Source organism: Amycolatopsis alkalitolerans (assembly GCF_006152065.1).
Lineage (GTDB): Bacteria > Actinomycetota > Actinomycetes > Mycobacteriales > Pseudonocardiaceae > Amycolatopsis_E > Amycolatopsis_E alkalitolerans.
On record NZ_VDFW01000009.1, the window covers coordinates 169,227 to 193,199 of the forward strand.

The following is a 23,973-nucleotide window of genomic DNA, read 5'->3' on the forward strand; positions in this document are numbered from 1 at the left end:
TGACGCGCGATCGGTGGTGGCCGGCCTACGGTGAACGGGTGCGGCGACTGAGTCTGTGGATGCGGGCGCATCCCGTGGTCGGGGACAGCCTGCTCGCCGCGCTGCTGCTCCTGCTGGACCTCATGCTGTTCGGGCTGGACTCGGCCTCCCCGCGCAGCACGCTCAAGCCGTGGTACATCACCATCCCGGTCGATCTGGCGATGACGCTGCCGATCGTGTTCCGGCGGCGCTCGCCGCTGGTCGTCGCGTACGTCGTGCTGGTCATCAGCATCCTGCACAGCACGCTGCAGCTGGGCGTCTCGAGCCTGGCCGCGAGCGCGATCGCGCTGTACACGCTGGTCGTGTATGTCGGGCGGAAGCAGGCGTCCTGGTACCTCGCCGCCCAGGCGGGCACCGGCGCCGTGCAGCTCGCACTCACCTGGAAGCCCGCGAACTGGGTGTTCGCCATCATCGTCGCGCTGACCTTCGCGTTCTCCTGGGTGCTCGGGGAGTTCGTCGGCGCACGGCGGGCGTACCAGGGTGAGCTCGAGGCGCGGCTGCACCTGCTGGAGACCGAACGCGACCAGGCCGGGCGCATCGCCGTCGCGCAGGAGCGCGGCCGGATCGCGCGCGAACTGCACGACGTCGTGGCGCATGCGGTGAGCGTGATCGTGGTGCAGGCGGACGGGGCCTCGTACGCGGTGCGGACCAACCCCGACCTGGCCGAGCGCGCGGTGCAGACGATCTCCAGCACCGGCCGCGAGGCGCTCGCCGAACTGCGGCGGCTGCTCGAGGTGCTGCGAAATAACGAGGAGGGCGAGGGCGGGCCGCGGATCCCGCAGCCGGACGCGGAATCGCTTGAGGAGCTTGCCGACCGCGTGCGGCAGGCCGGGGTGCCGGTCGCGATGCGGATCGAAGGCCCGCTCGCCGGGCTGCCTGCCGGGGTGTCGCTCGGGGTGTACCGGATCGTGCAGGAGTCGTTGACGAACACGCTCAAGCACGCCGGCCGGGGCGCACGGGCCGAGGTGGTGGTCGTGCGTGCCGAGGATCAGGTCGACGTCGTGATCACCGACGACGGGGCGGGCAAGGCGCGCGCGCTCGTGCCGGCCGAGCCGCCGCTGCCGGGTGGTAACGGCGTGATCGGGATGCGGGAGCGCGCGAACGTCTACGGTGGCTCGCTCGAGGTCGGCCCCGCGAGGGGTGGCGGGTGGCGGGTGCACGCGATCTTGCCCGTTAGGTTGAGGCAGTGATCCGTGTTCTCGTCGTCGACGATCAAGAGCTGATGCGCGCCGGGTTCCGGATGGTCTTCGGTGCGCTGGAGGGCATCGACCTGATCGGCGAGGCCGGTGACGGTGCGGAAGCGGTGCGGCTGGCCGGGGAACTGCGGCCGGACGTGGTGCTGATGGATGTGCGGATGCCGGTACTCGACGGGGTGGAGGCGACGAAACAGATCGTCGAGGCGGGGACGTCCCGCGTGCTGGTGATGACCACGTTCGACCTCGACGAGTATGTGTACGCGGCGCTGCAGGGCGGGGCCAGCGGGTTCCTGCTGAAGGACACCCCGCCGGCGGACCTGGTGTCGGCGCTGTACGCGGTGGCCAGCGGGGACGCTGTGGTGTCGCCTTCGGTGACGCGGCGGCTGCTCGACCGGTTCGTCGCGGGCGGCGGGCCGCTGCGGGACGAGTCGGAGCTGGGGGCGCTGACCGACCGCGAGCGGGAGGTGCTCGTCCTGATCGGGAAGGGCCTGTCGAACGTCGAGATCGCGGAAACGCTGTTCCTGTCCGAGGCGACGGTGAAGACCCACGTCGGGCGGATCCTGTCGAAGCTCGGCCTGCGCGACCGGGTGCAGGCGGTCGTGCTCGCGTATGAGACCGGGCTGATCAGGCCGGGCCAGAGGTAAGTGGCCGAGCTGTTCGGAATCGAATTCCCGCCATTGTCGATTCCCCCGACCAGACCAGCCCGCGAAGCTCAGGGGCGACTCAGGGTCATTCCCGATCGCGCCCCACCGGGATTTCCGGGAAGCTAGTCCTGCAGTCGGGTGGAAGTTAGACCTGCAGGATGACGCGCTCGGACCACCCGATCGGACACCATGAGCCACGAGGGGCAATCCAAGGCCTGACACAGGGGAGCAAGTCATGATCGAGGCACAGGGCCTCACCAAACGCTACGGCCGGACGCTGGCCGTGAACAACCTCTCGTTCAGCGTCGAGCCAGGCCAGGTCACCGGTTTTCTCGGCCCGAACGGGGCCGGCAAATCCACCACGATGCGCATGATTCTCGGACTCGACAATCCGACTTCCGGTCAGGTGCGCATCGGGGGGAAGCGCTACCACGACCTGAAGCAGCCGCTGCGCACCGTCGGCGCTCTGCTCGACGCGAAATGGGTGCACCCGAACCGTTCGGCGCGCGCTCACCTGGCGTGGATGGCCAAGTCGAACAAGATCCCGGCCCGCCGCGTCGACGAGGTGCTCGACATCGTCGGCCTGAGCAGTGTCGCCGGCAAGCGCGCCGGTGGTTTCTCGCTCGGCATGTCGCAGCGGCTCGGCATCGCCGGCGCCCTGCTCGGCGATCCGGAAGTGCTGCTGTTCGACGAGCCGGTCAACGGCCTGGACCCGGAGGGCATCCTCTGGATCCGCAAGTTCATGCACCGCCTTGCCGACGAGGGCCGCACCGTGTTCGTCTCCAGCCACCTGCTCTCGGAGATGGCGCTGACGGCGTCCAATCTCGTCGTGATCGGCAAGGGGCAGCTGATCTCGCAGAGCACGACGAAGCAGTTCGTCGCCCGCGCCGCGGAGAACAGCGTCAAGGTGCGCAGCCCGCATCTCGACCGGCTGCGCCCGGCCGTGGAGCGAGCGGGCGGCACGATCGTCGACTCCGACGGCGGCGTCGTCATCTCCGGGATGGAGAGCGACAAGATCGGCGAACTGGCCGCGGAGAACGGCGTGGTGCTGCACGAGCTGAGCCCGCAGACGGGCTCGCTGGAGCAGGCGTTCATGCAGATCACCGGCGACTCGGTCGAGTACCACACCGGCCTGGAGACCGAAGCACAGCAGGTGCTCGAGGCGAGCGCCAAGTAGGGGAGACGGACGACAATGACTCTGCTCGCAGTAGAACGCATCAAGCTGTTCACGACACGCTCACCCTGGTGGTGCGCGCTCGCCGCGCTGGTCCTGACCATCGGTTTCTCGGCGCTGGTCGTCGGCAACTCCAACGGCGAGTTCGCGGCCACGGTCTCCTCGACCCAGTTCGGCTACAGCTTCGGCATGGCGGTGATCATGGTGCTGGCCGCGCTCGCGGTCACCACCGAGTACCGCTTCAGCACCATCCGCACCACCTTCCAGGCGATTCCGAACCGCACGGGCGCGCTGCTCGCGAAGACCACCGTGGTGGCGCTGGTCGCGCTGGTCATCGGTGAGGTGAGCGCCTTCGGGTCGTGGGGCGTCGGCAAGCTGCTCAAACCGCAGGCGGACCTCGCGCTCAACAGCGCCGCGGACTGGATCAACGTCGCGGGCGTCGGTGTGATCTACGCGCTGGCCGCCGTGATCGCGGTCGCCGTGGGCGTCCTGATCCGGCACAGCGCGGGCGCCATCGCACTGCTGCTGATCTATTCGCTCGCCGTGGAGGGCCTCATCCGGCTCATCCCGAGCATCGGTGAGGACATCTACAAGTGGATGCCGTTCAACGTGGCGCAGAAGTTCCTCACCGGCGACGGCGCGTCGAACATGGGCCGCAGCGGTGACGCAGGTCCCGGGCTGTCCACCGCGGTACTCGGCCAGGGCTGGTCGCTCGCGTATTTCGCCGCTTTCGCGGCCATCCTGCTGATCGGGGCACTCGTGTCCGCGAACCGGCGGGACGCGTAAACCCACCACAGGGGACTCCGGCGACAGGCGCGAATTCGGGGCGCACCGGCCGGACAGGGGAAAGAAGGAAAGGGTCCGGGCCACCATTCGGGGGGTGGCCCGGACCTTCTCATGCGCGTGCAATCGATTAATCTCCGATGACCGTTGGGCAATCTGGGTTAAGAGATCGTAAATGCTTTGTGTTAGCTCTCACAGGGGGCAGACATGTGGGCGCTGACCAGGGAATATGGGAGTCACCACGTCAGGAACCCCGATGGAGGTGACCCTTGACGGTGGATATCGGACGAGAAATCGGCATGCCCGTTCCCGATCCGCGCAGTGTGGCGCATCAGCCTTTGCTCGAACCCCTGGACGGTTTGCAGTGGTCGCAGGCGATCGAGTTGCCCCGGGACGCCGCGATGGCGACCAGACCCGCGGAGATCCGCCGCGCGTGGATCCATCGCGCGCCGGAGAGCGAGGTGCTGTCCCTTTTCGGCGCGGTGACGGCGAATGGTGAGCCGATCGCGTCGCCGTGGTGGCTGCGTGCCCTCGCCGACGGCCGCCTCGAGTCCCGTGCCGACGGGTTCCGCGTCGAGGACCGGATAGCGCAACTGCTCTCGCGCCGGCCGGGCTGGGAGTACGTGCCGTGGGCCGCCGACGGCGAGTCGGGGTACTGGGAGTTCATGCCCTCCGAGGGTGGCCGGTCGGGCCACCGCATCCCCACCACGCTGCTGAACACGAGCAGGCACGACGGCTGGATCGACGTGCTGCCCGCGCACAGCGGCACCACCCCCGAGCCGATCGCGGTCGCCGGCCTCGCCGGCCTGCGCTCGCGGCTGGGGGAGTTCGAAGCGGTGCGCTGAGCCCGGCTAATTTGGGTGCGTGGAGAGCGAGCAGCAACCGCGGCTGAGGAGTGTTGTCAGCTACGTGCAGCGAGGTGGCCGGATGACCGTCGGCCAGCAGCGGGCCTGGGAGCACGACTGGCCGAAACTGGGCCGCGAGGTGGCCGGGCTGCCACCGGGCCGGCTCGACTTCGCGGAGTGGTTCGGCCGGTCCGCCCCGGTGCTGCTGGAGATCGGCTCCGGGATGGGCGAGACGACGGCGCAACTCGCGGCGGCCGAGCCGGAGGTCAACTACGTCGCCGTCGAGGTGTATGAGGCGGGCCTCGGCCAGCTCATGCTGCGTGCCGAAAAACTTGCGCTGGAGAACCTGCGGCTGCTGCACGGGGACGCGGTGGCCCTGCTGACCGAGCACGTCGAGCCCGGCACGCTCTCCGGGGTGCGGATCTTCTTCCCGGACCCCTGGCCGAAGAAACGCCACCACAAGCGGCGACTCGTGCAGCCGGAGTTCGTCTCGCTCGTCGCGTCCCGGCTGGCGCCGGGCGGGATGCTGCACCTGGCCACGGACTGGGCGCACTACGCCGATCAGATGCTCGAGGTGTGCGGTGGGGAACCGTTGCTGCGCAACCGCTTTCCCGACTGGGCGCCGCGCCCGGGCTGGCGCCCGGTGACGAAGTTCGAGCAGCGCGCGAACGACGACGGCCGGATCAGCCGCGACCTGATCTTCGAGCGGCTGCCGTCGAAGTGAAGATCCGGGTGTCGCCCTTCCCCCGACGAAAGGCGACACCCGGATCTCCCCCCTTCACTCGTCGGCAAGTGGCTCGGCCCGCACCCGGTTGAGCGCGGGCGTGCACACCGACGCGGCCAGCACGGCGACCCCCAAGCCCAGCACCACCGGCGCCAGCAACCACGGTGTGAGCACGGCGGAGACGCCTTCGCGACCCTTCTGGGCCAGGCTGAACAGCCCGAGCCCCACCAGCATCCCGGTCACCCCGGCGCCGATCGTCGCGGCGAGCGCCGGCAGCGCGGCCTCGGCCCGCAGCGCGCGAGAAAGGATCCGGACCGGGGTGCCGGCCGCCATCAGCGCACCGAAGGTCCGGCGCCGGTCCATCACCGAACCGGCGGTCGCGATCGCGGCACTGCAGCCGGCGAGCACCGCCGCGGCGACCAGGCCGATCACCGTGACCCGGCGCAGGTCACCCAGCTGCGCCTGCTGGTGGACGAGGTAGATGTCCCGGCTGTAGATGCTTTCCCCGCTCGCGGCGAGCGCGGTCCGCACGGTGTCCGGATCGCTGCCCGCGGTGGTCACCGCGACCTCGGCCTGGCTGGGCACGAATCCCGCCGGGAGCGCGGCCGGGTCGATGATCGCGTCCACGCTCACGTCGGAGTCGAGCGGGCGCATGACACGGTCCTGGGTCCCTGCCGCGAACGGCACGCCCGGCTCGCCGTAACCGGGGCTCACCTTGTACCCGGACAGGTCCCCGACGCCGTACACCGCCGGTCCAGGAGCGCAGGACAGCTCGATGCGGAACAGCTGGGACACCTGCCCGCACGGGACCACGACCGCCTGCAGTTGCGAACCGTTCACCGAGGACAGCGTCACCTCGCCCACCTCCACGGCGCGCGCCCGCTGGCCGTACCGCGCGAGACGTTCGTTCGTCCGCGCGGCGACTTCCCCGGCCCGCTGCGGTGACGTGCTCACCGACAGCACCTCATCGCGGAACGTGCCCCCGCCCCCGGCCATACCTTCGAAGCTCGGCAACAGGATCAGCGCCATCGAACCGATGAACACCGCGAGCACCACGCCCGCGGACGCCCGGTACGCGCCGCGCGGGTCGTCGAGCAGCCGCCTCCCGGCGAGCAGCCCGGCCGGTTTGCGCCAGCGTTGCACGAAGATCCGGCCGACCGCGTAGGTGATCCACGGCCCGACGACGACCGCCGACCCCACCACCAGCAGCAGTCCGAGCAGCACCATCGTCATGCTCGACGAGCGAGTCGAGATGACGATGAAGAAGAACGCCCCGGCGATCGGCAACGCGAGCAGCCGCCACGCGCGCAGCGGTTTCGGCGCATGCGAGGACACCGCGCCGATCGGGTTGCGCACCACGCGCCGCAACCCCAGCACGGCCGCCGCGAGCACGAGCGCCGGCATCGCGACGACCAGGAAGACCGTCATCCCCACGGGCAGCCCGAAGTCGGAGGGCAGCCAGGTGCCGCCGCCCCACGGCACGAACGCGGCCAACCAGTCGAGTACCGGGCTCACCGCGAGCCCGAGCAGCGCACCGGCCGCCGCGGCGACCCCCGTCTCCGCCGCGACGATGCCGGTGACCTGCCCCGGGGTGGCGCCCGCGAGCCGCAGTGCCGCGAGCCGCCGCTCCCGGCGGGCCGCGGTCAGCCGCGAAGAGGACGCGACCAGCACCAGGCTCGGCACGATCAGCACCACGACGCCGACCCCGGCCAACAGCGCGAGCAGCGGATCGACCTCGGCCCGGTCCACACTCCGGAAACCGGTGGACGGTTGCGCGCCGTCCGGCATCGTCGCCGGTGTGTGGCCGACAAGGGCGACGAGCTGGTCCGGATACGTCAGCGCGCGCTCGTCGAGCGTGCCGACGACCCTGCCCTGGAACCGGTCGGCCAGCTGCGAGGGCGCGAGCGCCTGCATGCGCTCGAACAGCGCCGGCGAGACGAGCACCTCGCCGGGCCGGGGAAACCTCGGCACGCCTGGCGGCAGCGCGATCGTGCCTGGGTCCACTGTGGACGCCACGTCGAGCCGGGTGATCTCCTTGTCGCCGGTGAAGTCCGTACCGCCGGCGACGAGCATCACCGAGCCGCTCCGGCCGTAGTTGGTCACCTGCCAGATGGACCGTTCGGCCCTGGCCTTCGTCGCGTACGGCAGGCTCACCAGCAGCAGGACGAGCCCGGTCGCGACCGCCACGCCGACCGCGGTGAGGATGGTCGAGGTCCGGGTGCGCCCGTCCACACGCAGCACCCGGATCGCGAGCCGCACCGGGTTCACGCGACCACCAGCCCGCTGACGATCCGCCCGTCCCGGATGGTGACGGTCCTGGGCAGCGAGTCGGCAAGCTCCCGGTCGTGGGTCACGATCAGCACCGAGGCCCCCGCGTCCGCGGCCGCGACCAGGAGCGCGTCCATCGTCTCCTTGCCGGTGCGGGTGTCGAGGGAGCCGGTCGGCTCGTCGGCGAAGATGACCTTCGGCCGGTGCGTGAGCGAGCGCGCGATCGCGACCCGCTGCGCCTGCCCGCCGGAGAGCTCACCGGGCCTGCTGCCTTCACACCCGCGAAGGCCCAGCCGGTTCAGCCATTCGCGCGCCGCTTCGAGAGCCCGCTTGCGTGGCGTGCCGCCGAGCAGCATCGGCAGTGCGACGTTCTCCTCGGCCGTCAGCTCGGCGACGAGCATCCCCTGCTGGAACACGAACCCGAACTCGCTGCGCCGCAACTCGCTGCGGCCCTTTTCGGACAGCTGGTCGATCCGTTGCCCCGCAAGGGAGATCTCGCCTTCCTCGGCCTTGATGATGCCGCCGAGCACGTGCAGGAGCGAGGTCTTGCCCGATCCCGACGGCCCGACGATCGCCACCGCCTCCCCCGGCTGGACTTCGATGTCCACACCGGCCAGCGCGAACTGCGCGCCGTACCGCTTCACGAGCCCCCGTCCGGACAGCACCGCCCGGTCGTTCCACTGTGGATTCATGCCCAGCAGGCTCGCAGCCGCCGCGGGGCGGACGGATCGGCCGATCGGCCGACATCGGATAGCCGGGCGGCCAAGGTGCGCGGCGGGGGAAATCCTCTACCGTTCCGTTGTGCCGTTCTCCGACCGTTTCCGCGTGGCCTGGCGCAGGCTCGGCCTCGAAGGGGTCATCCTGCTCGCGGCACTGCTGTCCGACCTGCTGATCGTGCTGCCCGCCTCGTTCGACGACGTCGGCCCGCGGGGGCGGGACCTGCTGTTGCTGCCCGGGATCTTCGCGGTCTCGGCGTGCGCGCTGTGGGCCCGCGCGCATCCGGCGCGAGGCTCGTTCGCCGGGGCCGCGGTGCTCATCGGGTCGACGGCACTGATCCGGATCACCGACGCCGCCGCGTTCTCGACCGTACTGACCGACCTGTCGCTGACCGAGACGGTCGCTGGGCTCGAACTGGTGTACTTCGCGGTGCGGCGGCTGCGGCCCGGGATGGCCCTCGCGGCGACGGCTTCGCTGGTGATCGCGGGCCTGTTCGCGGCGACCGCGAGGTCGGACACCTCGATCTACTCCAGCCGGTTCGAGCGCAGCCTGCTGCTCGGGCTGGTGCTGCTCATCGCGGCGGTCGCGGTCGGCGTGCGGTTCCGGCTGGCCGGGGCAGCCAAGGGGGCCGATCTGGCGACCGAACTGGTGCGCAGCCAGTGGCCGCTGATCGGGGTGCTGTGCCTGCCGGCGTTCATGGAGCTGTACCAGGTGCTCCGCGAGGGGCCACGCATGTTCCCACTGTGGCTGTGCTCGGCGGCGAGCGCGGTACTGGCGGTGCTCGCGGCGCGCAGGCCGGTCGTGTCCGGAGTGCTGGTCTCGGGCGTCTTCCTCGCGACGGTGCCGGCGTTCTGGTTCGCGCCCGGCCATGCCGACGTGGTGTTGGACTCGCTGCCGACCACCGAGGTCCTGGCGGGGTCGGTGATCGTCGTGTTCCTCGTGCGCGCCGCCCGGCCGGCGCAGGCGTGGCCGGTCATCGCGCTGATGTCCGTGTCCGTCGGCCTGGCGTCCGCCGCCAACACGGCCTCCCGCGGGAATCCCGGTGAGCTGCAGTCGCTGTTCCTCGCGGCGGTGCTGGTACTCGGGATCGCGGTCGCGGTCGGGCTGTACTTCCGGGCGCGGGACTCCGAGCGCCGGAAGGTCGTCGAGGCGGCCGTCACCGACGCGCAGACTTCGGAGCGGATGGCGCTGGCACGGGAGTTGCACGACGTCGTCGCCCACCACGTCACGGGGATCGTGGTGCAGGCGCAGGCGGCGAAGATGATCGGGGACAAGAACCCGGCGCTCGCGATGGAGGCACTCGACAAGATCGAGGAGGCCGGTACCGAGGCGCTGGTCGCGATGCGGCGGCTGGTCCGGAGCATGCGCGGCAGCTCCGGTGCCACCGAGCAGGCCACCACGGACCTCGAGGCCGACCTGCGCCAGCTGACCGAGACGGCCCACCACGGCGTGCCGACCGAACTCGAACTGCGCCTGGGCCCCGGTATCCCGCAGGAGGTCGCGCGCTCGGCGTTGCGGCTCGTGCAGGAGTCGCTCACCAACGTGGGCAAGCACGCCGCGGGCGCGACCCGGGTCGATGTGCTGGCCGAGACACTCGACGGCGAGCTACACGTGCGGGTGAGCGACGACGGGCGCGCACCGGACCCGCGACCGGCCGGAGGTTCGGGCGGATACGGTCTCGTGGGAATGCGCGAGCGGGTCGAGTTGCTGCACGGGCGGCTCACCGCGGGCCCGGCCGAAGGCGGCTGGGTCGTGGAGGCCTGGCTGCCGCTGGAAGGGGAAGACGGATGATCCGGGTGCTCATCGCGGATGACCAGAGCATGGTGCGCACCGGGTTCCGGATGATCCTCGAAAGCCAGGACGACATCGAGGTGATCGCGGACGTCGCGGACGGCGTCGCCGCGGTGACGAAGGCGCGTGAGCTGCGGCCCGACGTGTGCCTCCTCGACGTCCGGATGCCGGGCCTCGACGGGCTCGAGGTGACCAGGCAGCTGGCCGGGCCCGAGGTCGCGGACCCGTTCAAGGTGGTCGTGGTGACCACGTTCGACCTCGACGAGTACGTGCACACGGCGTTGCGCAACGGCGCGAGCGGCTTCCTGCTCAAGGACGCCGGGCCGGCGCTGCTGATCGAGGCCGTGCGCGCCGCCGACCGCGGGGACGCGCTGGTTTCCCCGCAGATCACCGTCCGGCTGCTCAAACACTTCGACGGCGGGTCCGCGAAGCGCGAGGTGGCTCCGCCGAAGGAACCGTTGACCGCACGTGAGCTCGACGTGGTGCGGGCGACCGCGCGCGGGTTGACGAACACGGAGATCGGCGGCGAACTGTTCCTGTCGCTCTCGACCGTGAAGACACATCTGGCGGCCGTTCAAGCCAAGATCGGGGCGCGCAACCGGGTCGAGATCGCGGCGTGGGCCTGGCGCTCCGGTTTAATGGACTGATGCAGCGGTTCCACGCCCCGATCGTCCTGCCCTGTGATCCCGCCTGCTCGGTGATCCGCAACGGCGTGGTCGATGTCGACGACGGGCGGATCACCTACTGCGGGCCCGTCACGGAAGCACCCGTTCTCCGCGCGGCGGTCACCCACCTGTCCGGCATCCTGCTGCCCGGCCTGGTGAACGCGCATGCGCACAGCCCGATGACGCTGCTGCGCGGGATGGGCGGGGATCTGCCGTTGCTGCGCTGGCTCAACGAGATCATCTGGCCGGCCGAGGCGAAGCTGCGGGCCGAGGACGTCCGCGCCGGGATGGTGCTCGGTTCGCTGGAGATGCTCTCGCACGGGGTGACCACGAGCGCCGAGATGTACTTCCATCCGGACGAAATGGCCGAAGCGGTGCTCTCCACCGGCGCGCGCGTGGTGCTCGGCGGCCCGATCATAGACCTGCCCGGGTTCGACTGGCGCGCGATGATCGCCTCGACCGAACGGTGGATCGACGCCGATGGCCTGCGGTTCGGGCCGGGCGAGCGGATCGAACTGTCCTTCGCCGCGCACTCGGCGTACATGCTGCCGCCGGAAGCGTTGCGGCGCACCGCGGAAGCGGCCGCGGCGCGGGGCGCGCTGGTGCAGATCCATGTGGCCGAGGCGGCGAACGAGGACGAGAAGCAGCGCGCGGAGTTCGGTTCGGTGCCGAAACTGCTGGACGAGGTGGGCCTGCTCGACGGGCGGGTGCTGGCGGCGCACGCGATCCATCTGTCCGATGAGGACATCGCGTTGTTCGCCGCGCGCGGGGTCGGGGTGGCGCACTGCCCCGGTTCCAACGGGAAACTCGCGTCGGGCATCGCGCGGCTGGCGGATCTGCGCGCGGCCTCGGTCCCGGTCGGACTCGGCACCGACGGCCCGGCCAGCAACGACGATCTCGACCTGTGGCAGGAGATCCAGCTGGCCGCGCTGCTCGCCCGGTTGTCCACAAAGGACTCCACTGCGCTGGGCGGGGCGGACGCCTTGCTGCTGGCCACGCGCGGTGGCGCGGAAGCGCTGGGCCGCGAAGACATCGGCGCGCTGGAGCCGGGCCGGTGGGCGGACATGGTGCACATCGAGGCGGACGGCTTCGCCTTCGCGGCGGGCTTGGCCGCGCCGGACGACCAGCTGCTGGCGAACCTGGTGTGGGCCGCGGGTTCCCGGCGCGTACGGGACGTGTGGGTCGCGGGGGACCACGTGCTCTCCGACGGCGAACCGGTGCGAGTGGATCGGGAGAAGGCCTTCGCGGCGGCACGGGAATCGGCGGCGCGCTTGCGCTGACCCGGCGAGGGCTAGCGACGCCTCGGCCGGAGGATCACGTCCGTCGGGTGGGCGTCCGGCGTGGCGGTCACGGCCGCGAGCACGGCGTCGGCGACCGACTCCGGGCGCAGGTACGCGTCCGGGGTGTACTCGGTGCCTTCCGTCGCGTTGACCGCCCGCTGCATCTCGGTCGCGGTGCGGCCCGGGTACACGGTCGTCACCCGCAGGCCGTTGGGTTCCTCTTCCTGGCGCAGGACATCGGCGAAGGCGCGGACCGCGAACTTGCTGGCCCCGTAAGCGCCCCAGCCCGCCCGCGCGTTGCGGCCCGAGCCGGAGTTGATCACCACCACATGCCCGCCCGCCGCGCGCAGCGCAGGCAGCAAGAGCCGGGTCAGCTCAACCACGGCGAGAACGTTGACCTCGTAGTTCCGCCGCCAGGACTCGACATCCGACTCGGCGACCGTGCCCAGCTCGACCACCCCGGCCGAGTGCACCAGCACGTCCAGCCGGTCGATCCCGGCGACCGCTTCGGCCATGGCTTCGAAATCGGTCAGCTCCACCGGCCACGGCCGGGCGCCCGGCAGCTCCGCCGCCAGCCTGGCCAGCGCCTCGCCGCTCCGCCCGCCGAGCAGCACCCGGTGGGCCGGCGCGAGCGAGTGCGCGATGGCGGCGCCGATCCCGCGGGAGGCGCCGGTGACCAGGGCAAGCAGAGCTTCCGACATGCACCCACCGTAATTGGTCCTTGACGGACCGGCCGAACGTCCCCTGGAATGCCCAGATGTCGATGAAGACCGCCACCGCGGGTGATCGCGTGCTCACCAAGGTCGCCGTGCGGGTGATGCCGTCCCTGGCGCTGCTCTACTTCGTCAACTACCTCGACCGTGTCAACATCGGCTTCGCGCATAATTCCCACCCGCCAGCCCGACCGCCGCCCCTGATGGAGACGCGTAGCGCCGCAGCGCCTTCTGGGGCGTCGTCGCGACCGTGATGGCCTTCGTGCCCAACGCGACCACGCTCGTTGTCCTGCGGTTCCTGCTCGGCGTCGCCGAAGCCGGGTTCTTCCCCGGGATCATCCTGTAGGGATCTTCGGGCTGTCCGGCTGGCGGTTCATGTTCCTCGTCGAGGGGATCCCGGCGATGCTGCTCGCGTTCGTGTACTTCGCGATCGCCTACGGCCTCTACGCGCTCGGCTTCTTCCTGCCGACGATCGTCGCCGGGTTCGGCTCGGAGTTCGGCACCAAGCTTTCCGTCACCCAGTCCGGCCTCGTCATCGCGATCCCGTACGTGTTCGGCGCGGTGGCGATGGTGTTCTGGGCACGGCACGGCGAACGGAAACGGCATGTGGCGCTGCCGATGCTGCTCGGCGGGATCGTCATCCCGATCGCGCCGTACCTCGGAAACCCTTATGCGGCCATGGTCGCGGTGACCGTCTGCGCGGTCGGCGTGTGCTGCGCCCTGCCGGCCTTCTGGGCGCTGCCGTCGAACTTCCTCGCCGGAGCGGCGGCCGCCGGCGGGATCGCATTGATCAACTCGCTCGGCAATATCAGCGGGTTCGCCGCGCCCTATGTCACCGGCTGGTTGCGCGATCTGACCGGCACCCAGCGGACGGGGCTGTGGGTCGTCGGCGTCTGCATGGTCGCGGGCGCACTGGTCGCCAAACCCGCACCAGAACCTAGAACTCCTCGCCGACCAGGGCAGCGGCCTCGGGCACGTTCCGCGGATCCGCCGCCCGTTCCTTCACCAGCAGCAGGCCACCGGCGATCAGGCACAGTACGGCCGCGACGGCGAACGGCGCATGCGGTGAGCCGAACCAGTCCGCGACGTGCCCGACCAGCGCCGCGGCCACCGCGCCGCCGAGCCACCGGCAGAAGTTGTAGCCCGCGCTGGCGACCGGTCGCGGGGCGTCGCTGATCGACATCGCCGTTCCGGTGAACAAGGTGTTGAGCAGGCCCGAGACCAGGCCGGACGCGATCGCGGCGGCCACCACGACCGGCTTGCCCGGCACGACGAGCGCCACCATGACGACCGCGTACCCGAACACGGCGAGCGCGGTCGCGTGCCGCTCTCCCAGCCGGTGCGCGAGCTTCGGCGCGAGGACAACGCCCGCGACGGCGACGCACAGACCCCAGCCGCAGAAGATGAGACCGACCGCGACCGCGCCCCAGCCGAGCACGAACGGGGTCCAGGCGAGCACGGTGAAGAAGGCCGCGGTGTAGAGCGCCGAACCGATCGAGGTCCGCAGCAATCCCTTGTGCCGCAGGGCACGCAGCGGATCGGCGAGCCGGATCTTCGCCCGTTTCTCGTGCGAGTCGCGGGCCAGGAAGATCGTGCAGAGCGCGAGCGCGGCGGCCATCAGCACCGCGGTGCCGACGAACGGGCCGCGCCACGAGATGCTGCCCAGCAACGCGCCGAGCAGCGGCCCGACCGCGAGGCCGACACCCAGCGCGGCCTCGTACAGCAGGATCGCCCCGGACTGCCCGCCGGTCGCCGCGCCGACGATCACCGACAGCGCGGTCGCGATGAAGAAGGCGTTGCCGAGGCCCCACACCGCGCGCAGCGCGACGAGTTGCCCGATCGACCCCGCCGCGGCGCACAGCGCGGTGGCGGCGACGATCAGCACCAGCCCGGTCAGCACCGTCCTTTTCGGACCGAACCGGGCGCTCGCGGCGCCGGTGATCAGCATGGCCAGCACCTGCACACCGAGGTAGGACGAGAAGAGCAGCGTCACCTGGGAGGCCGTCGCGTGCAGCCCGTCCGCGATGGACAGCAGGATCGGGTCGACGAGGCCGATGCCCATGAAGGCGATCACGGCTGCGAAGGCGGTGATCCAGACCTGTTTGGGCTGGCCCTTCACGGCCGCCAGGAGGCTTCCGTGTTCAGCGCTCATCCAGTAATTCCTCCTTCTTCACTGGATCGATGAGTCGTCGCAGGGCGGGCAGCGCGGCCTCGATCGCCGCGCGCTCGCCGGGGTCGAGGGCCGTGAGCCGCTCGCGGAGGAATTCCTCGCGGGCCATGACGACCTCGTCGATCAGGCGCTTGCCGGCGTCGGTCGCCGCGATGAGGACCGCGCGCCGGTCCTCGGGATCGGCTGTCCTGGCGACGAGACCGAGCCGTTCGAGCCGGCGCACCAGGTCGGTCATCGACGGCTGGCGGACGCCTTCCAGCTCGGCGAGCGCGCTCATCCGCCGCGGGCCGCCGATCACGAGTTCGCCCAGGACGGATCCCTGTGTCAGGCTGAGCTGATGCTGCGGCGTCAACCGGCGTACGACGTAGTACAGGCGAAAGACGAGGGGCCGCAGCTCGTGGGCCAGCTCGTGGACTCCGGACTTCACTTAGACAGTCTAAGCACTTTTACTTAGCGTGTCGAAGTAATCCAGCACACAAGTAGTCTGCAGGGCATGGACGCGGTGGTCTTCGATCTCGACGGTGTGCTGGTCGACTCCGAACGAACCTGGGACGAGGTGCGCCGCGCGGTCGTCGCCGGGCACGGCGGGCAGTGGACCGCCTCGGCCACCCGCGCGATGCAAGGAATGAGCACCCCGGAATGGGCGCGGTACCTCGTCGACGAGCTCGGCGCGCGGCTGACCCCGGAGCGCATCGCGGAAGTCGTGATCGACGAGATGGCCAAGCGGTACGCCGGTGGCCCGCCGGTCCTGCCCGGCGCGGCGGAGACGGTCCGCGCGGTCGCCGAACGGTGCCCGGTCGCGATCGCGAGCTCGTCACCTCCGGTGCTGATCGCGGCGTTCCTCGACGCCACGGACCTGACGAAGGTGGTCGCCATCACCGTGTCCAGTGAGCAGGTCGCCGCGGGGAAACCGGCGCCGGACGTGTACCTGAAGGCCGCCGAGCTACTGGGCACGCCGCCGCGGGGCTGCGCCGCCGTCGAAGACACCACGAACGGGATGCGTTCGGCACTCGCGGCCGGGATGACCGTCTACGCGGTGCCGAACCCGCATTTCCCGCCGGACCCGGCGGTGCTCGGCGAGGTGCCGTTCGTGCTCGACGACATCCGGGACCTGCCGGGAGCGCTCGATCAGCCGGGCAGCCCTGGCGAGACCAGACCCGATTCGTAGGCGACGATCACGGCCTGCGCCCGGTCCCGCAAGCCGAGCTTCGCCAGTATCCGGCCGATATGCGTCTTCACCGTCTGTTCGGCCACCACCAGCCGTACGGCGATCTCCTGGTTCGACAGGCCCCTGGCGATCAGCAGCACACACAGCAGTTGCATGCCCACCAGCCACTCCACACCAGGAAGGCGGTCAGACCGGCGGGCAGGAAGGCGAGGAAGGACAGCAGCACGCTGAGCACGCCGTCGACGATCCCGGCGAGGCCGCGCGAAACCCGGCACGCTCGCCGGCAGACCCCCTCTTGGTGTTGCCTGCCGGTGAGCGCCGGGGGTCAGCGTTCGACGTCGCCGCGGATGAAGGCTTCGACCGAGTCGTGGGCCTGGGAGTCGTTGTACTGCACGGGCGGGGACTTCATGAAGTACGAGGAGGCAGACAGCAGCGGGCCGCCGATCCCGCGGTCCAGTGCGATCTGCGCGGCGCGCACGGCGTCGATGATGATGCCGGCCGAGTTGGGGGAGTCCCACACCTCGAGCTTGTACTCCAGGTTCAGCGGCACGTCACCGAACGCCCGGCCCTCGAGCCGCACGTAGGCCCACTTGCGGTCGTCGAGCCACTGCACGTAGTCGGACGGACCGACGTGCACGTTCGCCTTGCCCATGTCCCGCTCGACCTGGGAGGTCACGGCCTGGGTCTTGGAGATCTTCTTCGACTCCAGGCGCTCGAGCTCCTTCATGTTCTTGAAGTCCATGTTGCCGCCGACGTTGAGCTGCATCGTGCGGTCGAGCTGGACCCCGCGGTCCTCGAACAGCTTCGCCAGCACCCGGTGCGTGATCGTGGCACCGACCTGGGACTTGATGTCGTCACCCACGATCGGCAGACCGGCGTCGGTGAACTTCTGCGCCCACTCCGGGTTCGACGCGATGAACACCGGGATCGCGTTGACGAACGCCATCCCCGCGTCGATCGCACACTGCGCGTAGAACTTCTGGGCCTCGTCGGAACCCACCGGCAGGTAGGAGACCAGCACCTGCGCGCCCGACTGCTTGAGTGCCGCGACCACGTCGACCGGCGGCTCGTCGGACTCCTCGATCGTCTCCTGGTAGAAGCGGCCGAGCCCGTCCAGCGTGTGACCGCGCTGCACCGGCACCCCGAGCGGCGGCACGTCGGTGATCTTGATCGTATTGTTCTCGCTGGCCAGGATCGCCTCGGAAAGGTCGTGCCCGACCTTCTTCGCGTCCACGTCGAACGCGGCGACGAACTCCACGTCGCGCACGTGGTAGGGGCCGAAACGTACGTGCATCAGCCCAGGCACCCGCGAGGCGTCATCGGCGTCCGCGTAGTAATGCACACCCTGCACCAGCGATGCCGCGCAGTTGCCGACGCCAACGATGGCCACCTTCACGCGGCCGCTGTTGTCGCCCATGCCGGATTCTCCTTCGGTCGTTTCCTTGTTCGGGTCCATGTTCTTGGCCTTCAGCTCTGCCCGCCCTGTTCGGCTTGCTCGTGCGCGATCAGCTCGTTGAGCCAGCGGACTTCCCGTTCGCTGCTTTCCAGGCCGAGCCTGTGCAGCTCGCGCGTGTAGCGGTCGATCTTCTCCTCGGCTCTGGCCATGGCCGCCCGCAAACCCTCCCGGCGCTCCTCCACGCGCCGGCGACGGCCCTCCAGGATGCGCATCCGGACATCGGCCGGGGTGCGCGAGAAGAACGCGAGATGTACGCCGAATCCCTCGTCGTCCCAGGTCTGCGGACCGGCGTCACCGAGTAGCTGCGCGAAGTGCTCCTTGCCCTCGGCTGTGAGCTTGTACACCCGGCGGCCACGCCGCACCCTCGTCCTGGGCTGGGTCTTCGTGTGCTCACCGAGCTCATCGGCCTCCTCGACGATGAAGCCCGCCCGCTGCAGCCTGCGTAGAGTCGGGTACAGCGAGCCGTAAGAGAACGTGCGGAACATGCCGAGCGTCTCGTGCAGCCGTTTGCGCAGCACGTATCCGTGCATCGGTGTCTCGTGCAGCAGTCCCAGGATGGCGAACTCCAGCACGGTGCACCCCCTCTCGGGCGACAAACGACCCCACCTCCTCAATCTAACGCCCAATTATATCGCGCCGATACATCGGAGTGGTGCAGCTAACGGTGTCGATCACCTGAAGTTCGCCAGCGCGCGGTCGCGAAGTTCACCGGAGAGTTATCGAACCGTCGGCGTGTTCCTCCACGCCGCCGAGATCTTTAGACCCAACAGCTCATGGCGCACCCAGAGCGGGCACGTACTCTGTCAGCGTGCAGATGCAGCGACACGTCGTGGACTACGGGCTGCAGCGCCGTGCGCTGCTGGCCGACTTCCGCGCGGGTCGCCTCGGTAGGAAGGACGTCTGCGACGCGGACCCGTACCTGCTCAGGGCGGCGAAATTCCACGGCGAGCAGACCAGGGACCAGTGTCCGGTCTGCCTCTCGCCGGCGATGATGCTCGTCTCCTGGGTCTTCGGTGACGACCTGAAGCACATGACCGGCTCGGCGAAGAGCCCGGCGGAGCTCACGCGGATGGCCGGGCTGTTCCGCGAGTTCACCGTGCACCAGGTCGAGGTCTGCGCGGCCTGCCGATGGAACCACCTGGTGCTGTCATACGTCCTGGGCACGGGAGCACCGGAACGGACCTCGAAGAGGACCGCCGGGCAGTGACCGTACGACAACCGTGACCGTGCCAGCGGCGTACCCCGAAGCGCCGGTCTGGGAGGTTCATCCGTGAACGACGAGTACAACCGCTCCTGGCCAGGTCAGGAGCCCGACGACGCACGTCCCGCCCCCCGGCGGGGCGGTCCGCGGCGCCCCGGCGGTGAACCCCCGCACCGCCCGCAGTGGCCCGGCGAGCCGGAGCAGCCTGGCTGGCCGGCGGGCGGCGACCCCGACGGCGGCCCGACCGAGCGCCGCGTACCACCGGCCGGCCGCGGCGTTCCGGCCCGGCGGCCCGGGCCTCCCTCCGGTCCGAACCGCGGTGGCTACGGTCCGCCGCCCGGCCCGCCTCCGGGCCGCGACCCGGGGTTGCTCACGCACAGTCCGCTCGGCAGCGGCAGTTTCCCCGAGGACGGCCACGACGAGGCGCAGGACCGGTTCGACGAGTTCGGCGCCGAGGACGCCGCGTCCCCCGCGGAGGCCGCGACCGGCAAGAACGGCAAGGCCGCGCTGACCCCGCTGCAGCGCAAGAAGCGCCGCTGGAAGATCGTCCGTCGCACGCTGTACAGCCTTTTCGGACTGTCCGTGATCGTGCCGGCGATCGCGTTCACCGTCGCCTACTTCCTGGTCGACGTGCCCACCCCGGAATCGGTGCTGGCGCAGCAGAACCAGGTCGTCACGTACTACTACGCCAACAACTCGGTGATGGGCAAGGAGGTCCCGGACACCGGCAACCGGGAGATCCTCAAGCCGGGCCAGATCCCCGAGACCGTCAAGCACGCGGTGTATTCGGCCGAGGACGCGACCTTCGAGACCAACAACGGGTTCGACCTGATCGGCATCCTGCGCGCCGCCTACAACCAGGTGACCGGCGGCAGCGGCGGTGGTTCGACCATCTCGCAGCAGTACATCAAGAAGGCCACCGAGAACGACGCGCCGACACTGACCCGTAAGGCCACGGAGCTGGTCAAGTCGTTCAAGATGAACCAGACCCAGCCCAAGGAAGACATCATCACGGCGTACCTGAACATCGTCTACTTCGGACGGAACGCCTACGGCATCCAGGCCGCCTCGCACGCGTACTTCAACAAGGACGCCGCGCAGCTGACCCCGTCCGAGGCGGCGCTGCTGGCCGGGCTGATCCAGGGCCCCGGCAAGTCGGAGAACACCGAGTACGTCCAGTGGCGCTGGAACTACGTGATGGACAACATGGTCAAGTACGGCTGGTTGCCCTCGGCGGACCGGAAGGCGGCCCAGTTCCCGGCCCCGCTGCCCAAGGGCGACACCAGACCACAGCACATCACGGGACCGGAGGCGTTCATCCAGGCCCAGGTCGAGAACGAACTGGACGCGGCGGGCTACTCGAAGGAGAAGCTGCAGGCCGGCGGGTACAACATCTACACGACGATCGACCCGGCGGCGCAGAAGCTGATGGAGGACACCGTCCACAAGTACATGGACGATCAGCCGCAGGATCTCAAGAACGCGATGGTGGCCGTCGATCCGAAGACGCGCGCGGTGATCGCCTACTACGGCGGGCCGAACGACAAGACAAACGCGGTGAACTGGGCCGACACCAAGCGCAACCCGGGGTCCTCGTTCAAGGCGTTCGACATCACCGCCTTCCTCAAGATGGGCAAGGGCCTCGGCGAGACGTTCGACGGCACCACGCACCGCCAGTTCGGCGAGGTCAACGGCAAACCCCGCTACATCAACAACGCGGGCCGATCCAACAGTTGCTCGACGGAATGCACGGTCGCCGAGGCGACGATGCGCTCGACCAACACCGTGTTCTTCGACATGGTGGCGAACGTGGTCGGCCCGCAGGCGGTCAAGGACGCGGCCAAGGAAGCCGGGGTCACCGCCCTCGACAACACCGCGGTCGACAACAACATCTCGCTCGGCGGTGGCACGACCGAGGTCACGCCGCTGGACATGGCGAGCGGGTACGCGACCTTCGCCGACGACGGCATCGCGCTGCAGCGGCATTTCGTGACGAAGGTGACCGACCCGGCCGGCAACGTCGTCTACCAGACGCCGAGCAAGCCGACCCCGGCGTTCGCGACGGACAACGCGGACAAGAGCAAGCAGATCGCGGGCAACGTCACGACCGCCCTCAAACCGGTGATCGGGTTCTCGCACCTCAAGTGCCCCGCGAACCACGAGTGCGCCGGTAAGACCGGTACCCAGCAGTACGACGCGAGCGGCACGAACGCCAGCGGTACCTCGAACGACAACTCGCAGGTGTGGATGGTGGGTTACACGCCGTCCGTATCGGTGTCCTCGTGGGTCGGCACCGGTGGCAACAAGCCGTTGAAGGACAAGAACGGCAAGTCCCTCAGCAGTGACGGCCTGCCCGCCAAGATGTGGCAGGACTTCATCAACGGCTACCTGCAGGGCAAACCGGCCGAGAAGTTCTCCACGGTGCAGCCGATCGGGAAGGGCGCGACGGCGAGTGCCGACGACACGTCGAGCAAGCCGCCGAGCCCGCCGCCGTCCACCCCGGCAACGACGACGACGCCGCCCTCGACTTCGACGACCCCGACACAGTCGTCGCCGCCCTCGTCGAAGCCACCCAAGTCGTCCAGCCCACCCATCTTGTTCCCGACCGCGGGCCAGAACAACGTGAGCGGGACGAGCAACCCCGGCGGCTGAGGAGGCTTAAGCCGGAGCCAACCCGGCTGCCCGTAACATCGCCCGGGTGTCCAGCCCGACCGATCAAACCGCCGAGCCCGAGCCGCCGTCACTGAGCCCGGGTCAGCGGATCGCGCCGAGTCTGACCGAGCCGCTCGTCGCGGCGGCGAGCAAGCCGATCGGCGGTCCGCTGGGCGAGCACGCGGCGGTGGGCCGGCACTGGTTCTGGACGCCGCAACGGGTCGGGCTGGCGCTCGCGACGCTCGCGCTGGTGCTGTGCTGGCTCGGCAAGGCGAGCTGTATCCAGCAGTACACCGACAGCGGCGGGCAGAACCAGCTCGACTGGCGTGCCGGGCGGCCGTACGTCGCGATGTGCTATTCGGACATCGTCCCGCTCTACAGCGCCGAGCAACTCGACAAGTCGGGCACCTTCCCGTACCGGACCAGCTGGATCGACGGCGCGGGCACGGCGAACGAGCAAGTGCGGTACATGGAGTACCCGGTGCTCACGGGCCTGTTCCAGTGGGTCAACGCGAAGCTGACCTCGGCCTGGGTCACCGTCTCGAACGCCGGCTGGCTCCCTGGGGCGCTCCCGGTGGCCGTGTACTTCAACATCACCGCGTTCTGGCTCTCCGTCGCCTGGCTGGTGACGGTGTGGGCGGTCGGCAGAACCGCGAACCGGCGCCCGTGGGACGCGGTGCTGGCCGCGCTCTCGCCACTGGTGATGGTGCACGCGTTCACGAACTTCGACACGCTCGCGACCGCGTTCGCCGCGACCGGTCTGCTGGCCTGGGCGCGACGAAAACCGGTGCTCGCCGGCGTCCTGCTCGGGCTGGGCGCCGCCGCGAAGCTGTACCCGCTGCTGCTGCTCGGGCCCCTGCTCATCCTGTGCATGCGCGCCGGCAAGTTCCGGTACTGGGCACGCACGGCCGGCGCGGCGACCGCCGTCTGGCTCGCGGTGAACCTGCCGATCGCGTTCACCCTGAACGCCGGATGGCGCGAGTTCTTCCGGCTCAACACCGTCCGCGGGATGGACCCGGACTCGCTCTACAACGTGATCTCGTACTTCACGGGCTGGACGGGCTTCGACGGTCCACTCCAACCGGGACAGACGCCGACCTGGCTCAACGTCGTCGTCGGCGGGCTGTTCCTGGTGTGCTGCGCCGGGATCGCCTACGTCGGGCTGGCCGCGCCGGTCCGGCCGCGGCTCGCGCAGCTGTGTTTCCTTGTGGTGGCGGCGTTCCTGGTGACGAACAAGGTGTGGAGCCCGCAGTACTCACTGTGGCTGGTGCCGCTCGCGGTGCTCGCGATCCCACGCTGGCGGCTGCTGTTCGGCTGGATGCTGATCGACGCGGCGGTGTGGGTGCCGCGGATGTTCTACTACCTCGGGGTCGACCACAAGGGGCTGCCGGAGGACTGGTTCCTCGGTTTCGTCGTGGTGCGTGACCTGGCCGTCGTCGGGCTGTGCGTGCTGGTGATCCGCGAGATCTACCGCCCGGCGCTGGACAAGATCCGCCTGTCCGGCGACGACGACCCCGCGGGCGGGGTGCTCGACCGCGCCCGAGACGTGTTCACCGTGAAACCGCGACCGAGGGCGGTCGCGGTGCAGTGATCGTCGGCTAACCGAGGGCTTTGCGCAGGTAGGCGATGTCGTCGGCCTGACCGTCGGACGGAGTCTCGACGATGACCGGTGCCTGCACCTCCTTCGCGACGGCGACCAGCAGTTCGGGGTCGATCGTGCCGCCGCCGTGGACGACGTTGGCGTGCCGGTCGCGCGTCGAACCGAACTCGTCGCGGGAGTTGTTGAGGTGCACCAGGTCGATCCGGCCGGTGATGGCCCTGACCTTCGCGACCACGCTGTCGAGTTCCCAGCCGGCGGCGAACGCGTGGCAGGTGTCGAGGCAGAACCCGGCGCCGAGATCGCCGACGATGTCCCACAGCCGCGCGAGCATGTCCAGGTGACGGGCCATCGCGCCGTCGCCGCCCGCGGTGTTCTCGATCAGGATCGGCACCCCGAACCCGCCCTCGGCGGACTGGCGTTCGAACAGCTTGCCCCAGTTCTCGAGGCCCTGCGCGGGATCCTCCTCCTTGCGCACGTGCCCACCGTGCACGATGAGCCCCTTCGCGCCGATCTCCGCAGCCGCGGCCGCGTGCTGGGCCACGGCCTTGCGCGACGGGATGCGGATCCGGTTGTTCATCGAGGCCACGTTCACCACGTACGGCGAATGGATGAAGACCTCGATCCCGGCCGCGGAAATCTCCTCGGCGCTCGGTGCGGGCACCGGCTTTTTCCAGCCCTGCGGATCGGCGAGGAAGAACTGCATGACCTCGGCGCCACGCTCCCCTGCGGCGGTCAAGGGGTCGTTGTCGCGGACATGGGCACCAATGAGCATGTAGGGAGGCTACCGGCCCAAATCGTCTGGGTTAACCGCAATGCCGCGTAGTTAGTGGTCTTGGTAGGTCGTCAACCGTCAAGGATCTGGACGGTGATGGTGGTTGTGTAGTTGG

At 69.8% G+C, this 23,973-nt stretch carries 22 protein-coding genes and 1 pseudogene; 14 read left to right on the plus strand and 9 right to left on the minus strand.

The window, feature by feature from the left end; translation table 11 throughout:
- Positions 1-59: 59 nt before the first annotated feature.
- The 6 genes from FG385_RS13540 to trmB all read left to right on the plus strand — a co-directional run bounded on the left by FG385_RS13540 (position 60) and on the right by trmB (position 5,405).
- On the plus strand, positions 60-1,229 hold the full coding sequence (locus FG385_RS13540) for a sensor histidine kinase (protein WP_456061873.1): 1,170 nt from the start codon (positions 60-62) through the stop codon (positions 1,227-1,229).
- Entirely contained in the window at positions 1,226-1,879 is a 654-nt protein-coding gene (locus FG385_RS13545) for a response regulator (protein WP_139097041.1), read from the plus strand. The genes FG385_RS13540 and FG385_RS13545 overlap by 4 nt, the downstream gene beginning before the upstream one ends.
- A gap of 235 nt (positions 1,880-2,114) precedes the next feature.
- Complete coding sequence (locus tag FG385_RS13550; protein WP_139097042.1) at positions 2,115-3,056, plus strand: ABC transporter ATP-binding protein; 942 nt, start codon at positions 2,115-2,117, stop codon at positions 3,054-3,056.
- A 15-nt stretch (positions 3,057-3,071) separates the two neighbouring features.
- Positions 3,072-3,839 carry an ABC transporter permease gene (locus tag FG385_RS13555; RefSeq protein ID WP_139097043.1) on the plus strand — a complete coding sequence of 256 codons (768 nt, stop codon included), beginning with the start codon at positions 3,072-3,074 and terminating at the stop codon, positions 3,837-3,839.
- Between the two features lie 296 nt (positions 3,840-4,135).
- Positions 4,136-4,681: a hypothetical protein gene (locus tag FG385_RS13560; protein ID WP_200834442.1), complete on the plus strand. Its 546-nt coding sequence runs from the start codon at positions 4,136-4,138 to the stop codon at positions 4,679-4,681.
- A 19-nt stretch (positions 4,682-4,700) separates the two neighbouring features.
- Positions 4,701-5,405 carry a tRNA (guanosine(46)-N7)-methyltransferase TrmB gene (gene trmB / locus FG385_RS13565; RefSeq protein ID WP_139097045.1) on the plus strand — a complete coding sequence of 235 codons (705 nt, stop codon included), beginning with the start codon at positions 4,701-4,703 and terminating at the stop codon, positions 5,403-5,405.
- 54 nt (positions 5,406-5,459) lie between these two features.
- Here trmB and FG385_RS13570 read toward each other — a convergent pair whose 3' ends face one another.
- Positions 5,460-7,673, minus strand: a complete 2,214-nt coding sequence (locus FG385_RS13570) for an FtsX-like permease family protein (RefSeq protein ID WP_139097046.1) — start codon at positions 7,671-7,673, stop codon at positions 5,460-5,462.
- Entirely contained in the window at positions 7,670-8,365 is a 696-nt protein-coding gene (locus FG385_RS13575) for an ABC transporter ATP-binding protein (RefSeq protein WP_139097047.1), read from the minus strand. The genes FG385_RS13570 and FG385_RS13575 overlap by 4 nt, the downstream gene beginning before the upstream one ends.
- Before the next feature lie 109 nt (positions 8,366-8,474).
- Between FG385_RS13575 and FG385_RS13580 the strand changes: the two genes are divergently transcribed.
- The 3 genes from FG385_RS13580 to FG385_RS13590 are packed head-to-tail and all read left to right on the plus strand — an operon-like array spanning position 8,475 to position 12,126.
- Positions 8,475-10,181, plus strand: coding sequence for a sensor histidine kinase (locus FG385_RS13580; protein WP_235022551.1), 1,707 nt, complete (start codon positions 8,475-8,477; stop codon positions 10,179-10,181).
- On the plus strand, positions 10,178-10,828 hold the full coding sequence (locus FG385_RS13585) for a response regulator (protein ID WP_139097049.1): 651 nt from the start codon (positions 10,178-10,180) through the stop codon (positions 10,826-10,828). Before FG385_RS13580 ends, FG385_RS13585 begins: the two co-directional genes overlap by 4 nt.
- Positions 10,825-12,126, plus strand: coding sequence for an amidohydrolase family protein (locus FG385_RS13590; protein ID WP_139097080.1), 1,302 nt, complete (start codon positions 10,825-10,827; stop codon positions 12,124-12,126). Before FG385_RS13585 ends, FG385_RS13590 begins: the two co-directional genes overlap by 4 nt.
- An 11-nt stretch (positions 12,127-12,137) precedes the next feature.
- On the opposite strand, the gene FG385_RS13595 is transcribed toward FG385_RS13590, so the two are convergent.
- Positions 12,138-12,827, minus strand: coding sequence for an SDR family oxidoreductase (locus FG385_RS13595; RefSeq protein WP_139097050.1), 690 nt, complete (start codon positions 12,825-12,827; stop codon positions 12,138-12,140).
- Between the two features lie 56 nt (positions 12,828-12,883).
- On the opposite strand from FG385_RS13595, the pseudogene FG385_RS35600 reads away from it, so the two are divergent.
- Positions 12,884-13,787: pseudogene (locus tag FG385_RS35600) on the plus strand (MFS transporter); the annotation flags it as partial.
- On the opposite strand, the gene FG385_RS13605 reads toward FG385_RS35600, so the two are convergent.
- Positions 13,777-14,991: an MFS transporter gene (locus tag FG385_RS13605; protein ID WP_139097051.1), complete on the minus strand. Its 1,215-nt coding sequence runs from the start codon at positions 14,989-14,991 to the stop codon at positions 13,777-13,779. The pseudogene FG385_RS35600 and the gene FG385_RS13605 overlap by 11 nt on opposite strands.
- Positions 14,981-15,436 carry a MarR family winged helix-turn-helix transcriptional regulator gene (locus tag FG385_RS13610; protein ID WP_139097052.1) on the minus strand — a complete coding sequence of 152 codons (456 nt, stop codon included), beginning with the start codon at positions 15,434-15,436 and terminating at the stop codon, positions 14,981-14,983. The genes FG385_RS13605 and FG385_RS13610 overlap by 11 nt, the downstream gene beginning before the upstream one ends.
- A 66-nt stretch (positions 15,437-15,502) precedes the next feature.
- Here FG385_RS13610 and FG385_RS13615 point away from each other — a divergent pair, with 66 nt between their 5' ends.
- Positions 15,503-16,177 carry an HAD family hydrolase gene (locus FG385_RS13615; RefSeq protein ID WP_139097053.1) on the plus strand — a complete coding sequence of 225 codons (675 nt, stop codon included), beginning with the start codon at positions 15,503-15,505 and terminating at the stop codon, positions 16,175-16,177.
- Here FG385_RS13615 and FG385_RS13620 read toward each other — a convergent pair.
- The 3 genes from FG385_RS13620 to FG385_RS13630 all read right to left on the minus strand — a co-directional run bounded on the left by FG385_RS13620 (position 16,138) and on the right by FG385_RS13630 (position 18,205).
- A complete protein-coding gene (locus FG385_RS13620; RefSeq protein ID WP_407645493.1) occupies positions 16,138-16,332 on the minus strand; it encodes a response regulator transcription factor in 195 nt (64 codons plus the stop codon). The two genes, FG385_RS13615 and FG385_RS13620, sit on opposite strands and share 40 nt — an antisense overlap.
- A gap of 170 nt (positions 16,333-16,502) precedes the next feature.
- Entirely contained in the window at positions 16,503-17,594 is a 1,092-nt protein-coding gene (locus tag FG385_RS13625) for an inositol-3-phosphate synthase (RefSeq protein ID WP_139097054.1), read from the minus strand.
- Between the two features lie 50 nt (positions 17,595-17,644).
- Positions 17,645-18,205, minus strand: a complete 561-nt coding sequence (locus tag FG385_RS13630; RefSeq protein ID WP_139097055.1) for a PadR family transcriptional regulator — start codon at positions 18,203-18,205, stop codon at positions 17,645-17,647.
- Between the two features lie 236 nt (positions 18,206-18,441).
- Between FG385_RS13630 and FG385_RS13635 the strand changes: the two genes are divergently transcribed.
- The 3 genes from FG385_RS13635 to FG385_RS13645 all read left to right on the plus strand — a co-directional run bounded on the left by FG385_RS13635 (position 18,442) and on the right by FG385_RS13645 (position 23,077).
- Entirely contained in the window at positions 18,442-18,840 is a 399-nt protein-coding gene (locus FG385_RS13635; protein WP_139097056.1) for a DUF5318 family protein, read from the plus strand.
- A 63-nt stretch (positions 18,841-18,903) separates the two neighbouring features.
- Entirely contained in the window at positions 18,904-21,486 is a 2,583-nt protein-coding gene (locus FG385_RS13640) for a transglycosylase domain-containing protein (RefSeq protein ID WP_139097057.1), read from the plus strand.
- Positions 21,487-21,532: 46 nt separating this feature from the next.
- Positions 21,533-23,077 carry a glycosyltransferase family 87 protein gene (locus FG385_RS13645; RefSeq protein ID WP_139097058.1) on the plus strand — a complete coding sequence of 515 codons (1,545 nt, stop codon included), beginning with the start codon at positions 21,533-21,535 and terminating at the stop codon, positions 23,075-23,077.
- A gap of 7 nt (positions 23,078-23,084) precedes the next feature.
- Here FG385_RS13645 and FG385_RS13650 read toward each other — a convergent pair whose 3' ends face one another.
- Positions 23,085-23,858 (minus strand): deoxyribonuclease IV, encoded by a 774-nt coding sequence (locus FG385_RS13650; RefSeq protein WP_139097059.1) that lies wholly within the window; start codon positions 23,856-23,858, stop codon positions 23,085-23,087.
- Between the last annotated feature and the right edge of the window lie 115 nt (positions 23,859-23,973).